Here is a 19,057-nt window from a genome sequence, read left to right as displayed (position 1 = left end):
TTTGTTGCGGTCTTCTCCCCGGCTCGCGCTGCGCTTAGCCGGGCTACGGGTTCATAGCCGTCTGCGGGTCGGTAGCCCGGGTAAGGTGCGCAGCGCCGCAACCCGGGGAATGCGCCGGGATGAATGCATCGGTGCGGCTTCTCCCCGGCTCGCGCTGCGCTTAGCCGGGCTACGGGTTCATAGCCGTCTGCGGGTCGGTAGCCCGGGTAAGGTGCGCAGCGCCGCAACCCGGGGAATGCGCCGGGATGAATACATCGGTGCGGCTTCTTTCCGGCTCGCGCTGCGCTTAGCCGGGCTACGGGTTCATAGCCGTCTGCGGGTCGGTAGCCCGGGTAAGGTGCGCAGCGCCGCAACCCGGGGAATGCGCCGGGATGAATACATCGGTGCGGCTTCTTTCCGGCTCGCGCTGCGCTTAGCCGGGCTACGGGGTTACAGCCGTCTGCGGGCCGGTAGCCCGGGTAAGGCGCGCAGCGCCGCCTCCGGGGAAGATGCACAGCATGAGGTTTTGTTGCGGTCTTCTCCCCGGCTCGCGCTGCGCTTATCCGGGCTACGGGTTTACAGCCGTCTGCGGGCCGGTAGCCCGGGTAAGGCGCGCAGCGCCGCAACCCGGGGCATGGCTGCGGAAGCGTTAGCGCAGTTCGACGCCGCCCTGCACCATGCGCAGCAGGTGCTGCCGGGGCCAGAGCTCGCTAAGCCGCGTCTCTCCCAGCCGTCGCTGCAAATACTCAATATCGTGACGCTGACGGTCGAGCATCAGGCCGACCACGCTGCCGCTGTGCGCCACGTTAATACCGTATAAATCGCACTCTTCCACCAGCCCCCGTAGCGTATCAAACCCCGGCTTCGGCAGCAGATGCTGGCTGGCGATGGCGCTGAGCGTCGCGGCCTCTCCCATCCGCCGCGGATTATCCGTCTCGCAGGCCAGCTGAACTTTCTCCCAGGCCTGCTGCAGGGCGGCGGAATGGGCGTGCAGCTGCTCAAGCCGGGGAAGGCGGTGGTAATCGGTGGTCAGCAGCGTGGCGGGGCTTTCCAGCACCAGCAGATCGAGCTGCGGCTGGCTGCCGCAGGCAATCTGCGTGGCGGCGGTGTTGTGGTCGAACAGGGTCAGTTGGCGGAACAGGGTGCTGTCGGTGGGCTCCAGGGAGACGCAGAGTCGGGCGAGGGTGGGCTCGTCCAGCGGATGGCCGAGATGATGCGCGGTGGCCACCGCCGTCGCAGCAATGTCCGCGGTGCTGCTGGCCATCCCCTTGGCGACCGGAATCGTGGAGCAAATATCGATCCGAATCTCTTTGCCGAGCTCCGCCGGATAGCGCCAGTAGCTCAGCAGCCGGTCGACCATCGCCCGCGCCAGCGGACGTTCATCCGCCCGAGGCGAACCGTAGTCCACCTCGACGGTGCTGTACCAGTCAACGGGGCAGGAGACCAGCTTCTCGCTGCCGAGGATCCAGCCCTGGATGAGTTCCCCGCAGGAGGCGGGGCATTGCGCTACGGCCACGTATTCACCTTTTTACCCGTTATACTTCAAGCTACGGGACAAAGCACAAGTGCTTTGTCCTGTAACTTGAATTATTTAGGGTAAAGTTTCAGAATTTTAAGCGCATAGTGTCATGCCGATCCGGCTATTACCATGATTCACCGCAACTTGCCGGGCGGCGAGCTCAGGCTGAAACGGTTAACGTCTGCGCTTCGGGAAGCGCCAGGCGCATCACATCGCGGGCAATCATCAGCTCTTCATTGGTATTGATGACCGCCACTTTAACCATCGCATTCTCGGCCTGGATAAAGGTGGCATTGTGCTGGTTTTTCTCTTCATCGACCGACAGCCCGAGGAAATTCAGGTTATGGCAGATGGCGCTCCTGGCGCGGGCGGAGTTTTCGCCGATGCCGCCGGTAAAGATCAGCGCGTCCAGGCCGCCCATCTGCATAATATAGCTGCCGATGGTGGCGCGGATGCGCTCGGCAAACAGCGAGAGCGCCAGAGCCGCCCGACGATTGCCGCTGTCCGCCGCCTGCTCGACATCGCGATAATCGTGCGACACGCCGGAAACGCCCAGCAGGCCGGATTCGTTATTCAGCAGCTGATTAAGCTGCTCCGGCGTTTGCCCCTTATGCAGCGCCAGCCACGGTAGAATCGACGGATCGATATCGCCGCTGCGGGTGCCCATCATCACGCCGGACTGCGGCGTAAAGCCCATTGAGGTGTTAACCGAGCGCCCGCCTTTGATTGCGCATACGCTGCTGCCGTTGCCGAGATGGCAGCTCACCACGCGCAGGGCGCTCAGCGGCACGCCCAGCTTTTCCGCCAGCGTCGTACTGACGTACTTATGGCTGGTGCCGTGGAAGCCGTAGCGGCGAATGCCCAGCTCGCTGTAGTAGCGCCACGGCAGCGGATAGATAAAGGCGCGCTCGTCCAGCGTCTGGTGAAAAGCGGTATCAAATACCGCCACCGACGGCGTTTCGGGCAGCAGCTGGCGGAAAACGTTAATGCCCAGCGCGTTGACCGGGTTGTGCAGCGGGGCCAGCTCCGCCAGGCGCTCGATTTCCGCTAAGGTATCATCGGTGACCGGCGTCGAATCTTTAAAGCGCTCTCCGCCGTGCGCCACGCGGTGGCCGACGCCGTCAATATCCTGCAAACTCTGGATAATCCGGTGGTCGAGGAGCTTTTCCAGCAGCAGGGTGACCGCTTCGCGGTGATCGGCAATCGGCGCCGTCTCCTGCCATTTTTGCGCCGGCGTTTTGAGGGTCACCTGGGCGTTTGCCATGCCGATACGTTCAATCAATCCCTGGCAGAGCATATCGCCCTGAGGCATCTCCAGCAGCTGGAATTTTAACGATGAGCTGCCGGCATTAATGGCCATTATTTTGTAAGACATAGAGGTTCCTTCGAATTCAGAAAATCCAGCACGGCATCAAGACCCAGATTATTCAGCGCGCTGGTGACAAAAATCTGCTGCGCCCCAGCCTGCCTGAGCCACTCCTCGATGAGCGATAACCGCTGCGGGTCGGCCAGGTCGGCTTTGGTGATCAGGCCAATCGTCGGGCGGTTCATCGGGGCGGTAAAACCCGGAGAAAACGGCGACCACTGGGCGTCGGCGTTCAGCACCAGAGCGATAACGTCGGCCTCGCAGGCGCTGGTCAGCAGAGCGCTATAAAGGCAGCGGTTCTCCAGATATTCGCCCGGCGTGTCGATGGCCATCGGCGACCATTCAATCGCCTGGGTTTTCTTGTAATGGAGCGCTTCGCCGCGCAGGCCCTGGGTCAGCGAGGTTTTGCCGCACTGGCTGGGGCCGATAAACATCAGACGTTTCATCGCGCTACGTCCGGGTTATTGAGCAGGTAGTAAACTGCATCATCTCGCCCAGGGTGCGCGTCACCTGCTTGAGGGCGTACTCGACGGCGGAAACGTCGCCGGTCAGCACCACGGCGCCGGTAAAGCGGTCAAGAAAACCGATCTCCACCGCGCCGGATTTGGTGGCGATATCGCAGGCGATAATCGACGCCTCGCTGGGCGTAATGGTGAGGATGCCGATGGCGGAAACCGCATCCTGCAGGCCAAGCTTCTTAAAGAGATCTTTCCCGGGGTTGGCTATCAGGTGCGCGAGGGTCACCTGTTTCCCGGGAACGTATTCCTGAATCATGCGATCCGTGGTCGGCTGTCTTTCCATTATCCCTCCACCATCTGTCGCCACATGGCTTCATGCGGGCGCGGGATCACCGAACGGTAAACCAGCAGCCCTTTTTCGCCCGCGCTTTCGCTGGCTACCGTGACCGCGTTGTTGACGTCGGAAACGTCGCCCGCCACCACCATGTAGCATTTACCGCCGATGCCGAAGGCCATATGCACCCGCACCAGCGTGACGTTTGAGCCTTTTACCGCCCGATCGGCGGCGCTGATGCAGGCCGCAACGCTCCAGGTTTCAACGATGCCGACCGCCTGGCGCTTGTCCACGCTGTTCAGGCCGCTGATGGCCGGAAGGACGCTGGGGTGAATATTCGCCAGCACCAGGCTGTCGACGAGCATTTCGCCGGCCTGCGAGGCACCGGTTTCAATAGCCTGCTGGATAGCGCCGATATCCCCGCCGAGCATCAATAAAAACTTACCCGGGCAGATAGTCTTGCTGACCAGCAGATTGACGTTGGCGCTTTTCAGCATCGCATCGCCGAGTTCCATTCCTTTGGCAATGCTGGTGAGTTCTAAAATTCCTATAGCCTGAGACATGGTTAACCTCTTACCACCGTGATGGCCTGTTCGCTGATGGCCGCAACCACGCCGTCGATGCTGGCGTGAATCGGCGCGCCTAATGCGCCTGCCGGGATATCGGCAACGCATTGCCCGCGCGTAACGCGCTCTCCCACCGCAACGTTCGCTACCGCGCTGGCGCCGATATGCTGGCGCAGCGGCAACGTCACGGTTTCTACTGCCGGTTCGTCCTCCACCAGCGGCGCCTCCTGATACCAGGGGCTCAGCCCCAGTTTGGCGATCAGCCGCTTCACCGGCACGAGGCGATATTTCGCCATTTCGTCGGCCGGATAGAGCGGCCCTTCATAGCGCTGGTTTTGCGCCCGCAGCTCGCGTTTCAGCATGCGGTTGATGCGCATCGGCGAGATCCCCACCGGGCAGGCCACGCTTTCGCAGACGTTGCACTCCGAGCAGGTGAGGGCGCTCAGCAGCAGCTGGGGCGTGGCGGCCTGATGAAAGTTCACCGCCCGCACCAGCAGGTGCGGGGAGAGTTCGTGGCCAATCAGATGCCGTGGGCAGAGATCGGTACACAGTCGGCACTGCTCGCAGACGGTACGGGCCACGGAAAGCACCGTGCGCTCATCCTGCATCCTCCGCTGGATAAGCGGATGGCTTTTCGGCAGCACCAGCAGGCCGCCGGTGGTTTTGGTCACCGGGCTATCGAGAGAGGTAATCAGGCCGCCCATCATCGGGCCACCGTTAATAAAACCGGGGTCGTCGACCGTCGCGCCGCCCGCCAGCGCCAGCACTTCGCGCAGCGACATGCCGATGGGGACGGTGACGGTCAGCGGCCGGGCGACCGCGCCGTTAACGGTCAGCGTACGGCGGGTCACCGGAAACTGCTGCTCAACCGCGCGGGCAATATTGAGCACCGTTTGCACGTTATTCACCACGACCCCGACGCTGGCCGGCAGCGCGGCGGGCGCGACCCGGCGACCGGTAGCCAGCCAGATAGTCAGCACCTCATCGCCTGCGGGATAGACATCCGGCAGAATATGCAGGCGAATATCGGCAGGCAGCAGCGGGGTGAGCGCATCGATAGCCCGGCGGTACTTCTCTTTCAGGGCAATCACCCCTTCGCGCGCGCCGGTTGCCGTCATCGCGTACTGCACGCCGCGGACAAGACGCGCAGCCTGCTGCCACATCAGCTGCTGGTCGACCTTGAGCATCGGTTCGCACTCGGCGGCGTTCACCAGAAAAATCTCTACCTGCGCCTGCAGCTTCACGTGGGCGGGAAACCCCGCGCCCCCCGCGCCGACCACGCCCGCCGCGCGCACGCGCTCGCGGATCTCCTCGGCGCTCCAGGCCATTTCAGCAGCGTTGACGGCGGTACTCATAGCAGATCCTCCAGCAGTTCCTGAATCTCCCCGGCGCTGGCCGGGCGAGGATTGGTGCGTAGCGTCACGTCAGCCAGCGCGGCCTGCACCATTGCCGAAATACGCGCTGAGTACTGGGATCGTCCCTCTTTCAGCGCGACCGCCAGTGACGGCAGCGCGCAGCGCTGCTTGAGCCGTTCGATTTGCTGGATCAGCGCATTGATCGCCGTACTATCGCTGGCGTCTGCCGGACAAAAGCCGCAGGCTTTGGCCAGCCGGGCGTAGCGTTTTGCGGCGCGCGGATGACCGGCGTTAAAGCGGATAACCGCGGTTAACAGCAGCGCGTTGGCCAGCCCGTGCGGCAGATGAAACTGCCCGCCAAGCTGGTGGGCGATGGCGTGATTAAGCCCCAGCCCCGCCTGGCTGAACGCCATCCCGGCAAGCGTTGAGGCATTGTGCATTTTCCCGCGCGTCGCCACGCAGTCGCCTTTTTCCACCGCCGTGGGCAGATACTGAAACACCAGCCTGGCGGCTTTTTCCGCCAGCGCGTCGGTAAAGTCGCTGGCGTGCGGAGAGACCCACGCTTCCAGCGCGTGGGTCAGCACGTCCATGCCGGTGTTGGCCGTAATCTGCGGCGGCACGCTGACCACCAGATCCGGGTCAAGGATCGCCATATCGGGATAGAGCGCATTGTCGAACAGTGGATACTTGATGCCTTTATCCGGGTCGCTAATCACGCAGGCGCTGGTCACTTCCGAACCGGTACCGCTGGTGGTTGGTATCGCCACGCAGGTTTCGATATTGATGCCGCTCTGCTGGCTAAACCAGACGATGGCTTTCGCCGCGTCCATCGCCGAGCCGCCGCCGAAGCCGATGACCACCTGCGGCTGCAGGGCCTGCATTTGCGCAATGCCCTGCACCACGGTATGGATAGTGGGGTCCGGGGTTATCTCGCTAAAGACGCTGATGCGGTTATCTGCGGGCAACGCCTGACGCAGGGTTTCCAGCAGCGGCGAGCGCGCAAGAAAGCCATCGCAGATGATCCAGATATGCTTGTGGGTAAAGCGCCTGAGCACAGCCAGGCTACCCTGACCGCTGTACAACCGCGTTTGTAGTGAGAAAGTCTTCATCGCGACCTCGGTTAGCGAATGGAAAAGCCGTTGGTCAGCACGCAGCGACGGGAGCGGGCAAAGGTGCGCGCCGAGGTTGTGCCTTCACCGGTCGGCGTGGCGATAGTAAAGGTGGTAAAGCCTTCGCCGCCGACGCCAATCCCGGCATAAGAGGGGCCGTTCTTAACGAATATCGAGGTTTGCAGAGTGCGGGCCGCGAGGTTCAGGCGCGAGACATTTTGCGAGTGCATAATGGCGGTATGATGCAGCCCCTCTTCAACCTTCAGCGCCAGCGCCAGCGCGCTATCGAAATCGCTGACTTTCACCACCGGCAGCATCGGCATCAGCTGCTCGCTGGTGACCCACGGATCGTCGGCGTTAACCAGCGCTATCAGCAGACGCGGCGCTTTCGCCGGAACGGCGATCCCGGCCGCTTCCAGCATGGCCGATGGGCTTTTGCCGACCAGTTTCTTATTCGCCTGGCCCTCTGGCAGGCAGGCGGCGCGGAGTTTGTCGGTGTCGGCAGGGCTCAGCAGCAGCGCGCCGAAGGTTTGCATTTGCTGCACCAGACGTTCGGCGACGCTCTCCACCACAATCAGGCTCTTCTCGGCAATGCAGGGCAGGTTGTAATCGAACGAGGCGCCGTTGATGATATCTTCCGCCGCTTTGACCAGATCCGCCGTTTCATCGACGATGCAGGGCGGGTTGCCCGCGCCGGCGCCGATCACTTTTTTACCGCTCTTCATGCCCATCGCCACAATGCCGGGGCCGCCGGTGATAGCGAGGACCGCAATGCGCGGATGGGCCATCATCTGCTGGGTGGCTTCAAACGTCGGTTCCGCCACGGTGACCACCAGATTGCGGATGCCGCAGCAGCGGAAGGCAATCTCTTCAATCATGCTAATCAGCTTCAGAGAGACCTTTTTTGCTCCCGGATGCGGGCTGAAATAGACGCTGTTGCCCGCAGCCAGCATGCTGATGCTGTTGTTGATGATGGTTTCCGTCGGGTTGGTGCTCGGCGCGACCGACCCGATAACGCCAAACGGCGAATACTCAAACAGCACCATGCCGCCGTCGCCGGTCAGCGCGGTGGTGGTGAGATCTTCCACGCCCGGCGTGTTGTCCAGCGCGGCCTTGTTTTTCAAGAGTTTATCTTCTTTGTTGCCCATCCCCGTTTCATTGGCGCTCTCTTCCGCCAGCGCGGCCAGGTGCGGCGTCAGCTCCTGACGGATTGCGCTGATGATGGCGCTGCGGGTTTTCAGCGGGCACTGCTGATAACGTAAGAACGCCTGGTGCGCGGCGTCGATAGCCTCGCTGACGGACTGAAAAATCCCTTTGCCCTGCGGCTGGACCGGCGTTTGCCCCGGGGTTAACTGTTCGCTAAGAATGGTGCGAATAAGGGTTTCGAGTTCGGAAGTATTCATTGATGAGTTCCCACGTTAATGGCCGCGATGGCGGCCAGTGCTATGTCCATGTCCTGCTCAACGCTGCCGCCGCTGATGCCAAGACCCCCGATTAATAAGCCGTCGCGCCACAGGGCGTAACCGCCGCCAAAGGTGACCACTTTTCCCTGTAAATGCGTTTCGAGGCCATAAAGCGCGGCGCCCGGCTGAACGGCGTCGCTCAGCTCATGGGTCGCCGTTTTCATCGCCACCGCGGTCCAGGCCTTTTTCGGCGCCAGCTCGCTGCTGACCAGCAGAGCGTCCGGCATCCGCCAGGTCACGGTTTCGGTGCCGTGCGCGTCAACGATGCTGATCACCACCGGCACCTTTAGCTGCTGCGCGCGCTCAACGGCGGCGCGGGTGAGCTGGTGCAGATCGTGGAATGAGAGGGCCACGGGCGTCGTCTCCTTGCTGCGGCTCGGCTGGCTGGCGGCCAGATAGCGCCGGCTCACTTCGCGGATGATGTTGTTCTGGTGCGCATCGCTATCTTCCGCGCGCGCCAGGGCGTACAGGCAGTCTGATAAGCGATTGATGTAGCGCATCAGCACCTGGCGCACGTTGACTTCCGCCGCCAGCTCAACCAGCCGGCGTTCGGCCCGGCGGGCCAGCGTGCGGGCAAAATGCAGGCGGCTCGCGGCTTCGCAGCGGCCGGGTAAAATAAAGCTGTGCAGCGGTTCGACGCGGGCCATGGCCCGATCGATAGCGGCTTCCAGAGCGGAAATATCTTCGCTGCTGATGTAGCGCTGTTTCGGCGACGGCCGTTCGCTGTCGCTGGCCAGTTCTGCGCTAAACCAGAAAATTTGCTGCTGGATAGCTTCGAGCAGGGCGCGGTGGTGTTTATCCGCGGCGGCGCAGGCGCACAGGCTCAGCGCGGCGTTCAGCTCATCCAGCGTGCCGTAGGCTTCAACCCGCGGGTGGGTTTTGCTCACCCGCTGGCCGGTAAAGAGTGAGGTGGTGCCAGCGTCGCCCGTTCGGGTATAAATCGCCATAGTCGCTCCTTAACGTGAAAGCGTATCGACAATGCCGACAACGGCGAGGTCGATGGCCTCGTTTGGCCCGGAAAAAACGTGCCTGGCGCTGGAGCCGCCGCTGAGCAGCACCAGCTCGCCAACCCCCGCGCCGACGGAATCCACGGCGACTTCATCGCCGGAGGTCGGCGAGGCGGGGAGCTCGCCATCGGCGCTGACCCGCCGCACCAGCAGCAGCTTTTTGCCGACCAGGGAAGGCGATTTTTGCGTGGAGACAACCGCGCCCGTGACTCGTGCCAGATGCATGATTTACTCCTGCTTAATGAGTTCAATATTCCGCGCCTGCGCCGCGTCGCGCGCCAGCGCGGTCACGAGGCATTTGCGGTGGATAACCAGGCGCCCCTGGCCCAGCGGCGCGACGTCGCGATAGCTCAGCACCGAACCCGCGTGCAGGATCAGCGGCACTCCGCGCTCGTCGGTGAAGTTCACCGGCAGGCGGGCCAGTTTTTTAACCGGGATAACCGGCAGCAGCTGGCGGTGCAGGGTGAGCTGTACGCGGAGGCCAAAAGCCAGCGCGTCGTGAATGTTGCGGGCCGCGGGATCGTCGGTTTCCGCCTCCGTCAGCTGGCCCAGCAGGGGCAGGTCAACGAGCAGAATGCGCAGCGACGCGTGCTGGCAGAACAGGCTCCGGCAGTCGGCATCGCGCAATTGCGCCACGCTCAGCGTCGCCGTGCTATGGGCGCGACGCTGCAGCCGGGAGACAATCTCCCCCACGATGCGCTGCAGAACTTCGCCGTTCATCGCGGGCCTACCAGCCGGGCAAAGACCTGCGGGTTATCGGCGCCGGCGGCGTTGGCTTCATCGGTATCGATGTGCATTTCGAGGCGCATATCCGGCGAAACGCGAACCGCCACGTTGTTGAAGATCAGCCCGCGCGCGTCGCCTTCAATGGCCACCGAAACTCTGTCGCCGTGGGCGACCCGCAGGATCAGCGCATCGAGCGGCGACATATGAATATGCCGCTGCGCGACGATAACCCCTGACGCCAGCTCCAGCTCGCCAAAAGGGCTGACCAGGCGGATGCCCGGTGTCCCTTTCAGATCGCCGGACATCCTCAGCGGTGCCGCAACCCCCAGGGTTCGGGCATCGGTACGCGAGATTTCCACCTGGCTTACCGAGCGCAGCGGACCGAGCAGGCGCACATTTTTAAGCTGCCCCTTCGGCCCCACCAGGGTGACGGTTTGCTCCGCGGCGTACTGTCCCGGCTGCAGTAGCGCCTTTTTCTCGCTGATGGGATGGCCGGGGAACAGGCGTTCGTAATCCGCCGCCGACAGGTGGATATGACGATTTGAAACCCCCAGCGGGATGGGGCGTAGCCGCATCTCGTCGAGAACTTTGCTGACCGTTGATTCCAGAAGCTGTTTATCCATTACGCTTCACCTCGCTTGCCGGGATGAATGCAAAGCGAGCGCGGCTCACCCTTCTGGCGTGGACATTTTGGATCGAGGCACAGGTTGCAGCTGACCACGCCGTGTTGCTGGGGAAGCTCTTCTGCTGGCGCTGGCGAAACGACATCAGCCGTCCCTGACGCTTCAGGTTCAGGTTGCATGACGGAGGGCGGGGGAGCCTCCGCGCGCAGGATCCCTTCTCCGGGCCTGGCGATGACTTTGTGGGCCACCAGGCCGTTTCGCTGCCCGGCAAACTGTGCGCCGGTGGTGATGGCCGCCTGCACGGAGGCCACATCACCGGTAATTTTAATCACCGTCCAGCCTGAACCATTGGTCTTTTCGAGGGCGACCAGCGTGATAGAAGCGGATTTCGCCATGATATCGGCGCAGCTGATAGCCAGTGCCAGACCACAAACTTCAAGTAATCCCAGTGATTGCTTCACGCGGTGCTCCTTATTCGCCATCAATCAGGCTGATTTCGGTAAAATGGCCTCAACGTCGCTGTGCGGACGCGGGATCACGTGGCAGGATTTCACTTCGCCCACCGCGCTCGCCGCCGCGCTGCCCGCGTCTACCGCCGCTTTGACCGCGCCGACGTCGCCGCGCACCATCACGGTGACGAGGCCCGAGCCAATTTTTTCGTAGCCGACCAGCTGCACGTTGGCGGATTTCACCATCGCATCGGCGGCCTCAATGGCGCCCACTAACCCTTTTGTTTCAACCAGTCCCAGTGCGTTATTCATCCTGCTGTTCTCCTGTTGCTTCGCTATTCAGATCCCGGAAAGGGATCCCCTTGACCAGCCGTGCCGCGTTATTACCGGTGTTGCGATGGGCCTGACTGTCCTGATGATGCATCAGCGTAAAAAGCGGCGCCGATGCGGGTAAATTCTTGTAGTGCACGACCAGCATATGGCGGTCGCAGGCGATGCCCACCAGCAGCGGCGAGCTGCGCGCCGCCTGCCAGGCGCTGTCCACGACCTCTCCGGCCGGGTGATGCTGGAGCCGGAAAGGGATACCTTCCTCTTCGATACCCAGCAGCACTTCGCGCCACAGGCCGTCGCAGCCGTCGATGACGGCGATCGCGATGGCCGGGGCGCTGTGATTACCGTTCATGCGCAAACTCCTTATGCCAGGAGAGAATCAGGCCGGTGGCCACCGCGTTTCGGGGGCCCTCGCTGCCGCGAATATTTCCCCGTCCGGCAACCAGGCGGTAGTGCGCCAGCGCATCGGTGACCAGCTGCGGGACTTCGAAATCCAGCGACGAACCGCCGACCAGCACCACGAACGGAATATCGCGAATGTTGCCGGTGGGGCTGACCTGACGCAGCGCGCGCAGGGCGTTGGTGACAAAGACCCGCTCTTTGGCGCTGCGGCGAATGGCGCGCACTTTTTCCAGCGCTAAATCGCCGGGCAGCGGCACCAGTTCGTCCGCTTTCACCACGCAGACGCGGGCGAACACGGCGGGCGGCAGCGGCGTGGAGAAGAACTGCACGCTGCCGTCCTCGTGGCGTAAATGGAACAGGCTTTCCACCTTAGCCAGCGGGTACTTCTTGATCTCTTCCGCCAGATAGCGGTCTTCCAGCCCCAGCTCGCGGGCAATAATCATCGTCACCATGTCGCCTGCGCCGGCGAGATGGGTGGCGATGATGTCGCCTTTGGGGTTGATGATGGAGGCATCGGTGGAGCCCGCGCCGAGGTCGAGGATCGCCAGCGGTCGGGTGGTGCCCGGCGTGGTCAGCGCCCCCAGGATGGCGGCTTCGGCCTCTGCGCCGCCGATCTGCACGTCGATATTGAGCTTCTGCTCGATTTCGCGGGCGATCATTGCCATCTGCAGGCGATCCGATTTCACCATCGAGGCGATGCCCACGGCCTGCTCCAGCGAGAACTCCCCGGCCAGACCGCCGGTAACGCTCACCGGTACCGAGGTATCAACGGCCAGCAGGTCCTGAATAAATATTTCGCTGCTCGGCTTGTTGGTCAGCTCGGCCATGGTCTGGCGCACGTGTTCCAGCATGCCGCCGATATTGGTGCCGGATTCGCCGGTGACGTTATCGAGCCTGCCGCAGCCGTCGACCGCTTTCATGATGGCTTCGGCGCCGGCGGCCACATCCACGCGCACGCTACGGCCCTGGGCCAGCAGCTCAAGATTACCGGCGGGTATCGCGCGCGCTTTGACGTCGCCGGATGGCGTTTTGACCACCACGGCGGAACGGTTGCCAATCAGCGCCCGGGCCATCGGGACGATGTTCTTCGTCTCCTCGGGGCTGAGGTTAAAGACGGTGGCGATGCCGTAAGGGTTAGAGAGGGTTTCGATGACCTTCCCCGGAACGGCGACCTCAATCGCCGCCAGCATCCCCAGCGGAATGCGGTCGATGTACAGCACTTCGTCAACGATCGGCAGCGGTTTTTCCAGCCGGTTGCTGACCAGCACGCCATCGTCGCGCTGTAAAATGACGCCGGTAATCTGATACCCGGCGCGCAGGGAAGCGTTAATCACGCTGGCGATATCGGCAAAATCGAACGCCGACGACACCACCAGGATATAGGGCGCGTCCGCCGGGCGGGTTAGCAGCTCCTGCGGCGTAATGGTGATGCCTGTGCCAAGCCCCGCGCCGCCGGGCGTTTTCGGGTTATGGCCGATCATGGTCGATTCGGTGATGATGGTTTCGGTAATGGTTTCCATCGCCACATCGCCAATCACCGGCGTCGCTTCGTTGATGCGGATGAGCGAAATATCGCTGACGGCGATCCCGGCGCCTCTGGCGACGAGGGCGAGCGCCTCCTGAATCCCGAACACGTTACGCAACGTGCCTTTGATTCCGGTGGTTTCCGCCAGCGCGCTGTGGGTGATCGTCAGCGCGCCAGCCTCATCCAGGGTCGCCAGGGCGACTTCCGTCGATGAGTTGCCGATATCAATGCCAGCTATATATCGCATCACATGCCCCTTTTCTCGTCGTACTTCAAACTGCCTTTTTGTTGGCTGCGTTCTTTCACCCGAATCACTTACTACAGTAAGCTCATCGGGGTTATGAGGGACATCCCTGTCCCTCACTAAAGCCAGCCTATGGCTGTTCAAATTCGTTCCAGACGAATTTGTCACTCACTTGCCGCCTCAATGCATCTCGAATTACTTAGAGAAGTTAATCGTCGCCTTTGAGTTTTTTACGCTCGACGTACAGCGTGGCCGCTTCGCGAACGAAAGCGGCGCAAATCTTCGCCTGATAGCGGCTTTCGAGATCGTCGGCGATCGCCAGCAGCTCCTCTTTCGTCGAGCGATAGGGGCGGAGGGCGTTGTAGATTTCAAGAATGCGATCGTCCGGTACCGCGGTCAGCTCGGCGGCGCGCTCGAAGTTCATCGCCAGCCGGTCGCGGCCCGCGTCTTTGGCAATAGAAGCCTGTAAGCGCAGGGTTTCCGGGGTAATACGCATATCCTGGGCGGTGACTTTATTGCTCAGCACGTTTTCCAGCGTAAAGTCGTCCAGCGTTTTATTGGTGGCGGTTTTCACCCATTCCGGGTGCTTGTTCGCCAGCGGGTAGTCGCTGACCCTGGCGCTACGGGACGCGCCGCCAGCCGCCGGAGCCGCCGCAGGCGCCTCGCCCTGCAGGCTGTTCATGCGGCTCAATACGTCGCGTACCATCGATTCAATTGCGTCGGTATTCATGGAGTTATCCTTTATCAAAGCGCCACGCGCAGTTCCTGCGGGTTTTTGCCCGTCACCACGTACTTGGTCTCTTTAATGTGCAAAATGGCCGATTTCGCCTGGTACTTCGGCCGCGCCATCTGGTCATTCAGCGTCGGGACCGGCTGCGGCGATTCGCGTTTCGCATAGCGGGCGGCGTTTTTGCCGATCTGGCGATAGGTTTCCAGGGTCAGCAGCGGCGCCTGCGGGAACAGCTCCAGGTTAGAGAGCGGCGGCAGCCCCTGCTGGTGGATCACCGTGGTGCCTTTCGACTGGATGCCGATAGAGATGCCGGAGCCGCTCAGGCGATTACCTTCAACGGCGACGAAGGCCACGTCGGAGGATTTAAAGCAGCGAATCACGCGCGCCTTAATGCCTTCTTCTTCAATACCGGCAATGACTTCGCGCAAAATGCTCTTATGCGGGATGCCGACGATATTGACGGTCTGCGCCAGGCCGAAAGCCGGGCCGACGGCGATAATCACTTCGTCCTGCTGGGTTCCCTGACGCGCTTCGCCCACTTCCGTCAGGAAGCCGTCGCCGGCGGGCGGCGTGGCCTGGGGCGCCGCGGAGGCCGCCGGCGCATTAAACGAGACCGGTTTATCGCTGCCCTTCATCTCGCTGAGCACGTCTTCAATTATCTGGCGCAGCAATTTTTCATTAATTTCCATTTCTCACCCCTTAATCAATCTCGTTGGGATCAAGAGCGCCAGGGATGTTTTTAATCTCTTCCCAGCGTTCGCCCTGCAGGCGATAGCCCGTTGCCGGACCGGCATAGTCGTTGACGTCGTTGACGGCTGACAGCACCTGCCCGTCGCCGACGATAATCGCGGAGGTATGCAGGTAGTCCCCGGTCAGCTTAGCTTTCTGGATGTTGAGCATGTCCTGGGCCACGTCGGTGAATCCGCCCTGCGCCAGCGCTTTCACCACTTCCAGACCGTTGCGGTTTTTATTGATGATTTCCTGGGCGAACTTGATGTCTTCGACGATGTTGCGCTCCGGCATATCTTTCGAACCGTGGGCGTAGGTCGCGGCTTCAACTTCTTCATCGGTAATCGGCGGCAGCCCCATTCCGGCAAACACGGCCTGCAGCGCGCGGGCGGCTTTGTTACGGATGGCGATGACGTCCTCTTCGCGAACCGGACGCAAACCGCCGTCCACCTTCAGGTCGCGCTGGATGACGTTGTAGTCGTCAAAGTCTTCGGCATCTTCGTTGGAGCCGGCGAACATGTTGTCGTAGTTCGGCACCGCGGAATAACCGGAGGAGATAAAGTCGGTGCCCGGCAGGAACTGCATCAGCAGGCGCGCGGTACGACGCATATCGGAGTGGGTGAAGGTCTGGTCGTTGCTGGAGGCGCACTCCAGATCCAGCGACGAACAGATCAGGTTTTCCGCCAGCACCGCGCGAATGCCGGAAGGCACCGCAGACGGCACGCCGATGCAGCTTACGGAACCGTTTTGCAGACCCTGTACGCCCGCGGCTTTGGTGATGTAGATGCAGCGCGCTTCCAGATAAAGCATGGATTTGCCTTCGGCGTAGCCCATCTGCACTTCCGAGCCGGAGCCGGAGGTAAAGCGCATTTTCAGCCCGCGAGAGGCGTAGGACGAGGCGAGGAAGCCCTTCGACCACGGCGTGTCGTCGCCGTCGGTAAAGACCGGCTCGGTGCCGTAGACGGAGATGGTTTCGGCGTAGCAGGTGTGGCCCAGCATGCCGAGCTTCAGCTCGGTGGCTTCTTCCAGCGAGCACTGCGTCAGCACGCCCGGACGGCCTACCTGCGAGCCCACCAGCAGCGCGATGGCGTTGAACGGCGCATAGCGCGCTACCGCAACGGTGGTTTCCTGTTCGTCAAATCCGCGCCATGCCCCTTCGGCGGCGTCGGCGGCAATCTGTACCGGGTTATCTTTGACGTTGGTGACGTGCGCCTGCTGGGACGGGGTGCGGCGGGCGCGCATTTTCTGCATCGCCATCATCATCTCGACGACGTTCATATGCGAAACCACTTCGACAATTTTCGCCGGCGTCATCGCGGTGGTCAGCGGGACGATTTCGCTGCGTTTAACGTTCGGATCGCACAGCATGTTGGCCAGCTTGACCGAATCCATCGCCATCACTTCTTCGGCGCGGTTCAGGTTGATACCGTAGCGGGCGATAAAGTGGTCGATCAGGTCAAAATCGCTTACCGGTTTCCCGTCCAGCTCGGTCACCGCGCCGTTAACGATTTTAATCGACGGTTTTGGGTCGTTCGGGCTTTCCATCGCGATAAAGCCTTCTTCGATCCACTCCTTAACGAAGCCGTCCTGATTCACAGGGCGTTTCGCCAGTGCTTCAAATCTTTTCGATCTCATGAATCAGCCTCGTGGGTATCAGATGTAGGACGGGCGATCGTTTTTCGGTTCAGCACCGAGGGTCGCAAGGACGGTTTTGCCGATTTCGCGCGCGGAGGTGACCGCCTGGCGGACCGCGCCGGAGTCGCCGGAAATCACCAGAATGGCTTCGTTACTGAAGCTGGTGCCGTGCGCCGGAGAGCTATAGGCCACGACTTCCACGTTGGCTGACTTCAGGGCGGTATCGGCCATCAGCACGCCCACGGAGGCCGGTGCGCCGACGATGATGCCGCAGGCCCGGCCAATCGGCGCGCCGAAGGCTTTTTCCAGCGCGTAGCTGGCGCGAGCGGTGTACTGCAGCTCGATATGCCCGGCTTCGTTGCCGTAAACATCGCCAAAGGTGCGGTCGAGCTCTTTCAGCGCGACTTCGATACCGCGCTTAACGTCGGAAACGTCGTTACCGCCCAAAATAATCAGCGAACCGTGGCCCGCTCCGCCTTTGGTATCGCGCGGCAGCTCAATGCTGACCACTTCGGTATTGGTGGCTTTCACCGCTTCGTCCGCCGCCATAATGTGCGGGCCTGCGCCGGTGCGGGCGCCGAGAATGCCGATGGAGCGATAGCGCTTTTCAAGCTTCATCGCGTCCAGCAGGGCGGTATCGACGTTGGCGATAACCAGACCCAGGGTGTCGCCAATGGCGGTCCCGACAAATTCCGTTAAACTGCAGCTTTTTTCTGCCATAGCCGTCTCTCGTATTGGATGGTTTTCAGTAGGGATGGCCTGCTGTTCCGGCGTTGCCACGCGGGCAATCACCTGAGCCATGATCTGTTCCACCAGCTCATTGCTGCTCATTGGCTAATTCCCTTCGGTAAGATTTTTTCTACATCGGTGTGGGGGCGTGGGATGACGTGTACGGCTTTCACTTCACCCACATTACGTGCGGCGGCGGCCCCCGCATCGGTGGCCGCTTTTACCGCGCCAACGTCGCCGCGTACGATGACGGTCACCAGTCCGGAGCCAATCTTTTCATAGCCCACTAACATCACATTGGCTGACTTAACCATTGCATCAGCGGCCTCTATGGCTGCGGTTAAGCCTTTGGTTTCAACCATTCCTAGTGCTTCTTGTTGCATAAAGACCTCGCATGGAGTGTTCCGATAGTTGGGACTATAAGAAGATGCGAGGAAAAAGAATGGCTGACTTGAATTTGATGGTGAAAAAATAGTGGGTATTGAATAATATAAAATTGCTAAACGTAAATTTAATTTATTGATTTTAATTGTTGTTTTTATTTATTGTTATGTGATTATCTTGTTTTGTATATTCCATATTTACAAATTTGTTCATGACGAATTTAATTTTATCTGCTATGCGAGAAAAACTGATTTGTGATGTTTGTTGGAAAACGATGAGTTGGTTTTAGCAATATTTTTGCATGTCATGGCGATGGCGTAATTGCGAAATCCGCGCGTGAGCAATGCTATTTTGAGTTATTCAATGACAATAATTTGTTATTGATGCCCGAATTTTCCGGGGCCGCCGTCAGCAGGTTGCCAACAATTTGCGGAGCGGAGTTCATATAGTGGGCCCGTTGTACTCTACTGCCAGCAGGAGGTTGGCTGGTCAGGACACGAACTCTGCTAAGAAGGTGTCACCATGAATGATTCGTTAAAAGCGCAATGTACCGCCGAGTTTCTGGGCACCGGGCTGTTTTTGTTTTTCGGCATCGGCTGCCTGAGCGCGTTAAAGGTGGCGGGAGCCAGCCTCGGACTGTGGGAGATATGCATTATCTGGGGTCTGGGGATCTCGCTTGCCGTCTATCTGACGTCGGGAATATCCGGCGGCCATCTCAACCCGGCGGTGACCGTTGCGTTATGGCTATTTGCCTGTTTTCCCGGGCGCAAAGTCTTCCCCTATATTGTCTCCCAGGTCGCGGGCGCCTTCGGCGGCGCGGTGCTGGCCTATGTGCTGTACAGCACTATGTTTACCGAGTTTGAATCCGCCCACCATATCGCTCGCGGCAGCGTTGAGAGCCTGCAGCTGGCGAGTATTTTCAGCACCTACCCGGCGGCCTCGCTGAGCATCTGGCACGCGGCGCTGGTCGAAGTGGTGATCACCTCCATGCTGATGGGGATGATTATGGCGCTGACCGACGACGGCAACGGCGTGCCGAAAGGGCCGCTGGCCCCGCTGCTGATCGGCCTGCTGGTGGCGGTGATTGGCGCGTCAACCGGGCCGCTGACCGGCTTTGCGATGAATCCGGCGCGTGATTTTGGGCCGAAGCTGTTTACGTGGATGGCGGGCTGGGGCGATATCGCGATGACCGGCGGAAGGGATATTCCGTACTTTATTGTGCCGATTATTGCGCCGCTGATCGGTGCCTGCCTCGGCGCGGCCATCTATCGTTATCTGATAGGAAATAACTTACCGTGTAATACCTGTAAATTAGAGGATTAATGCATCCGCTGAAATAGCGAAAAATTTTCATGAACCGGTATCACGAACTGGCCAAAAACGTCTCCCACGGAT

22 protein-coding genes are annotated in these 19,057 nt (G+C 60.9%); 1 reads left to right on the top strand and 21 read right to left on the bottom strand.

What is annotated here, in order from left to right:
* Positions 1–628: 628 nt before the first annotated feature.
* From FQK12_RS23725 to pduA, 21 genes are all read right to left on the bottom strand, one after another.
* Positions 629–1,495 (bottom strand): L-threonine kinase, encoded by an 867-nt coding sequence (locus FQK12_RS23725; protein WP_014226649.1) that lies wholly within the window; start codon positions 1,493–1,495, stop codon positions 629–631.
* Between the two features lie 163 nt (positions 1,496–1,658).
* A complete protein-coding gene (locus tag FQK12_RS23720; RefSeq protein ID WP_014226648.1) occupies positions 1,659–2,873 on the bottom strand; it encodes an acetate/propionate family kinase in 1,215 nt (404 codons plus the stop codon).
* The gene (gene pduV / locus FQK12_RS23715) at positions 2,858–3,310 is read right to left on the bottom strand and encodes a propanediol utilization protein PduV (RefSeq protein ID WP_014226647.1); all 453 of its coding nucleotides are present in this window, start codon (positions 3,308–3,310) and stop codon (positions 2,858–2,860) included. The genes FQK12_RS23720 and pduV overlap by 16 nt, the downstream gene beginning before the upstream one ends.
* 4 nt (positions 3,311–3,314) lie before the next feature.
* Positions 3,315–3,665 carry a propanediol utilization microcompartment protein PduU gene (gene pduU, locus FQK12_RS23710; RefSeq protein WP_000441103.1) on the bottom strand — a complete coding sequence of 117 codons (351 nt, stop codon included), beginning with the start codon at positions 3,663–3,665 and terminating at the stop codon, positions 3,315–3,317.
* Entirely contained in the window at positions 3,665–4,219 is a 555-nt protein-coding gene (gene pduT / locus FQK12_RS23705) for a propanediol utilization microcompartment protein PduT (protein ID WP_004124543.1), read from the bottom strand. The genes pduU and pduT overlap by 1 nt, the downstream gene beginning before the upstream one ends.
* Positions 4,220–4,221: 2 nt before the next feature.
* Positions 4,222–5,577, bottom strand: coding sequence for a cobalamin reductase PduS (gene pduS / locus FQK12_RS23700; RefSeq protein ID WP_014226646.1), 1,356 nt, complete (start codon positions 5,575–5,577; stop codon positions 4,222–4,224).
* Entirely contained in the window at positions 5,574–6,686 is a 1,113-nt protein-coding gene (pduQ, locus tag FQK12_RS23695) for a 1-propanol dehydrogenase PduQ (protein WP_014226645.1), read from the bottom strand. Before pduQ ends, pduS begins: the two co-directional genes overlap by 4 nt.
* Before the next feature lie 11 nt (positions 6,687–6,697).
* Positions 6,698–8,089, bottom strand: coding sequence for a CoA-acylating propionaldehyde dehydrogenase PduP (gene pduP, locus FQK12_RS23690; RefSeq protein ID WP_014226644.1), 1,392 nt, complete (start codon positions 8,087–8,089; stop codon positions 6,698–6,700).
* A complete protein-coding gene (pduO, locus tag FQK12_RS23685; RefSeq protein WP_014226643.1) occupies positions 8,086–9,096 on the bottom strand; it encodes a two-domain cob(I)yrinic acid a,c-diamide adenosyltransferase PduO in 1,011 nt (336 codons plus the stop codon). The genes pduP and pduO overlap by 4 nt, the downstream gene beginning before the upstream one ends.
* A 9-nt stretch (positions 9,097–9,105) precedes the next feature.
* Positions 9,106–9,381 (bottom strand): propanediol utilization microcompartment protein PduN, encoded by a 276-nt coding sequence (pduN, locus tag FQK12_RS23680; protein ID WP_004133641.1) that lies wholly within the window; start codon positions 9,379–9,381, stop codon positions 9,106–9,108.
* 3 nt (positions 9,382–9,384) lie between these two features.
* Positions 9,385–9,876 carry a microcompartment protein PduM gene (pduM, locus tag FQK12_RS23675; RefSeq protein WP_014226642.1) on the bottom strand — a complete coding sequence of 164 codons (492 nt, stop codon included), beginning with the start codon at positions 9,874–9,876 and terminating at the stop codon, positions 9,385–9,387.
* Complete coding sequence (locus tag FQK12_RS23670) at positions 9,873–10,505, bottom strand: phosphate propanoyltransferase (protein WP_014226641.1); 633 nt, start codon at positions 10,503–10,505, stop codon at positions 9,873–9,875. Before FQK12_RS23670 ends, pduM begins: the two co-directional genes overlap by 4 nt.
* Positions 10,505–10,987: a BMC domain-containing protein gene (locus FQK12_RS23665; RefSeq protein ID WP_088167888.1), complete on the bottom strand. Its 483-nt coding sequence runs from the start codon at positions 10,985–10,987 to the stop codon at positions 10,505–10,507. The genes FQK12_RS23670 and FQK12_RS23665 overlap by 1 nt, the downstream gene beginning before the upstream one ends.
* 3 nt (positions 10,988–10,990) lie before the next feature.
* Positions 10,991–11,266: a propanediol utilization microcompartment protein PduJ gene (gene pduJ, locus FQK12_RS23660; protein WP_004853788.1), complete on the bottom strand. Its 276-nt coding sequence runs from the start codon at positions 11,264–11,266 to the stop codon at positions 10,991–10,993.
* Positions 11,259–11,636, bottom strand: a complete 378-nt coding sequence (gene pduH, locus FQK12_RS23655) for a propanediol dehydratase reactivase beta subunit PduH (protein WP_014226639.1) — start codon at positions 11,634–11,636, stop codon at positions 11,259–11,261. Before pduH ends, pduJ begins: the two co-directional genes overlap by 8 nt.
* Entirely contained in the window at positions 11,626–13,458 is a 1,833-nt protein-coding gene (pduG, locus tag FQK12_RS23650; RefSeq protein ID WP_014226638.1) for a propanediol dehydratase reactivase alpha subunit PduG, read from the bottom strand. The genes pduH and pduG overlap by 11 nt, the downstream gene beginning before the upstream one ends.
* Positions 13,459–13,663: 205 nt before the next feature.
* Positions 13,664–14,185 (bottom strand): propanediol dehydratase small subunit PduE, encoded by a 522-nt coding sequence (gene pduE, locus FQK12_RS23645; protein WP_004133648.1) that lies wholly within the window; start codon positions 14,183–14,185, stop codon positions 13,664–13,666.
* Positions 14,186–14,199: 14 nt separating this feature from the next.
* Positions 14,200–14,874 carry a propanediol dehydratase medium subunit PduD gene (pduD, locus tag FQK12_RS23640; protein ID WP_004853784.1) on the bottom strand — a complete coding sequence of 225 codons (675 nt, stop codon included), beginning with the start codon at positions 14,872–14,874 and terminating at the stop codon, positions 14,200–14,202.
* Positions 14,875–14,884: 10 nt separating this feature from the next.
* Positions 14,885–16,549, bottom strand: a complete 1,665-nt coding sequence (pduC, locus tag FQK12_RS23635) for a propanediol dehydratase large subunit PduC (RefSeq protein WP_004105132.1) — start codon at positions 16,547–16,549, stop codon at positions 14,885–14,887.
* A gap of 18 nt (positions 16,550–16,567) precedes the next feature.
* Entirely contained in the window at positions 16,568–17,380 is an 813-nt protein-coding gene (pduB, locus tag FQK12_RS23630) for a propanediol utilization microcompartment protein PduB (RefSeq protein ID WP_004205485.1), read from the bottom strand.
* On the bottom strand, positions 17,377–17,661 hold the full coding sequence (pduA, locus tag FQK12_RS23625; RefSeq protein ID WP_001183618.1) for a propanediol utilization microcompartment protein PduA: 285 nt from the start codon (positions 17,659–17,661) through the stop codon (positions 17,377–17,379). Before pduA ends, pduB begins: the two co-directional genes overlap by 4 nt.
* A gap of 523 nt (positions 17,662–18,184) precedes the next feature.
* On the opposite strand from pduA, the gene pduF reads away from it, so the two are divergent.
* A complete protein-coding gene (gene pduF / locus FQK12_RS23620) occupies positions 18,185–18,985 on the top strand; it encodes a propanediol diffusion facilitator PduF (protein ID WP_004105118.1) in 801 nt (266 codons plus the stop codon).
* The last annotated feature ends 72 nt before the right edge of the window (positions 18,986–19,057 follow it).

This window comes from Klebsiella sp. ME-303 (assembly GCF_007910085.1).
Lineage (GTDB): Bacteria > Pseudomonadota > Gammaproteobacteria > Enterobacterales > Enterobacteriaceae > Klebsiella > Klebsiella michiganensis.
Note: the sequence above shows the minus strand (reverse complement) of the source record. Positions and strands in the feature narration are given on the sequence as shown.

Coding starts and splice junctions, on each gene's coding strand:
- FQK12_RS23670 (WP_014226641.1), bottom strand. CDS start 10,505: ATGGATAAACAGCTTCTGGAATCAACGGTCAGCAAAGTTCTCGACGAG.
- pduC (WP_004105132.1), bottom strand. CDS start 16,549: ATGAGATCGAAAAGATTTGAAGCACTGGCGAAACGCCCTGTGAATCAG.
- pduV (WP_014226647.1), bottom strand. CDS start 3,310: ATGAAACGTCTGATGTTTATCGGCCCCAGCCAGTGCGGCAAAACCTCG.
- FQK12_RS23720 (WP_014226648.1), bottom strand. CDS start 2,873: ATGTCTTACAAAATAATGGCCATTAATGCCGGCAGCTCATCGTTAAAA.
- pduA (WP_001183618.1), bottom strand. CDS start 17,661: ATGCAACAAGAAGCACTAGGAATGGTTGAAACCAAAGGCTTAACCGCA.
- pduM (WP_014226642.1), bottom strand. CDS start 9,876: ATGAACGGCGAAGTTCTGCAGCGCATCGTGGGGGAGATTGTCTCCCGG.
- pduQ (WP_014226645.1), bottom strand. CDS start 6,686: ATGAAGACTTTCTCACTACAAACGCGGTTGTACAGCGGTCAGGGTAGC.
- pduD (WP_004853784.1), bottom strand. CDS start 14,874: ATGGAAATTAATGAAAAATTGCTGCGCCAGATAATTGAAGACGTGCTC.
- pduS (WP_014226646.1), bottom strand. CDS start 5,577: ATGAGTACCGCCGTCAACGCTGCTGAAATGGCCTGGAGCGCCGAGGAG.
- pduE (WP_004133648.1), bottom strand. CDS start 14,185: ATGAATACCGACGCAATTGAATCGATGGTACGCGACGTATTGAGCCGC.
- pduB (WP_004205485.1), bottom strand. CDS start 17,380: ATGAGCAGCAATGAGCTGGTGGAACAGATCATGGCTCAGGTGATTGCC.
- pduP (WP_014226644.1), bottom strand. CDS start 8,089: ATGAATACTTCCGAACTCGAAACCCTTATTCGCACCATTCTTAGCGAA.
- pduN (WP_004133641.1), bottom strand. CDS start 9,381: ATGCATCTGGCACGAGTCACGGGCGCGGTTGTCTCCACGCAAAAATCG.
- pduJ (WP_004853788.1), bottom strand. CDS start 11,266: ATGAATAACGCACTGGGACTGGTTGAAACAAAAGGGTTAGTGGGCGCC.
- pduH (WP_014226639.1), bottom strand. CDS start 11,636: ATGAACGGTAATCACAGCGCCCCGGCCATCGCGATCGCCGTCATCGAC.
- pduG (WP_014226638.1), bottom strand. CDS start 13,458: ATGCGATATATAGCTGGCATTGATATCGGCAACTCATCGACGGAAGTC.
- pduT (WP_004124543.1), bottom strand. CDS start 4,219: ATGTCTCAGGCTATAGGAATTTTAGAACTCACCAGCATTGCCAAAGGA.
- pduF (WP_004105118.1), top strand. CDS start 18,185: ATGAATGATTCGTTAAAAGCGCAATGTACCGCCGAGTTTCTGGGCACC.
- pduO (WP_014226643.1), bottom strand. CDS start 9,096: ATGGCGATTTATACCCGAACGGGCGACGCTGGCACCACCTCACTCTTT.
- pduU (WP_000441103.1), bottom strand. CDS start 3,665: ATGGAAAGACAGCCGACCACGGATCGCATGATTCAGGAATACGTTCCC.
- FQK12_RS23665 (WP_088167888.1), bottom strand. CDS start 10,987: ATGGCGAATAAGGAGCACCGCGTGAAGCAATCACTGGGATTACTTGAA.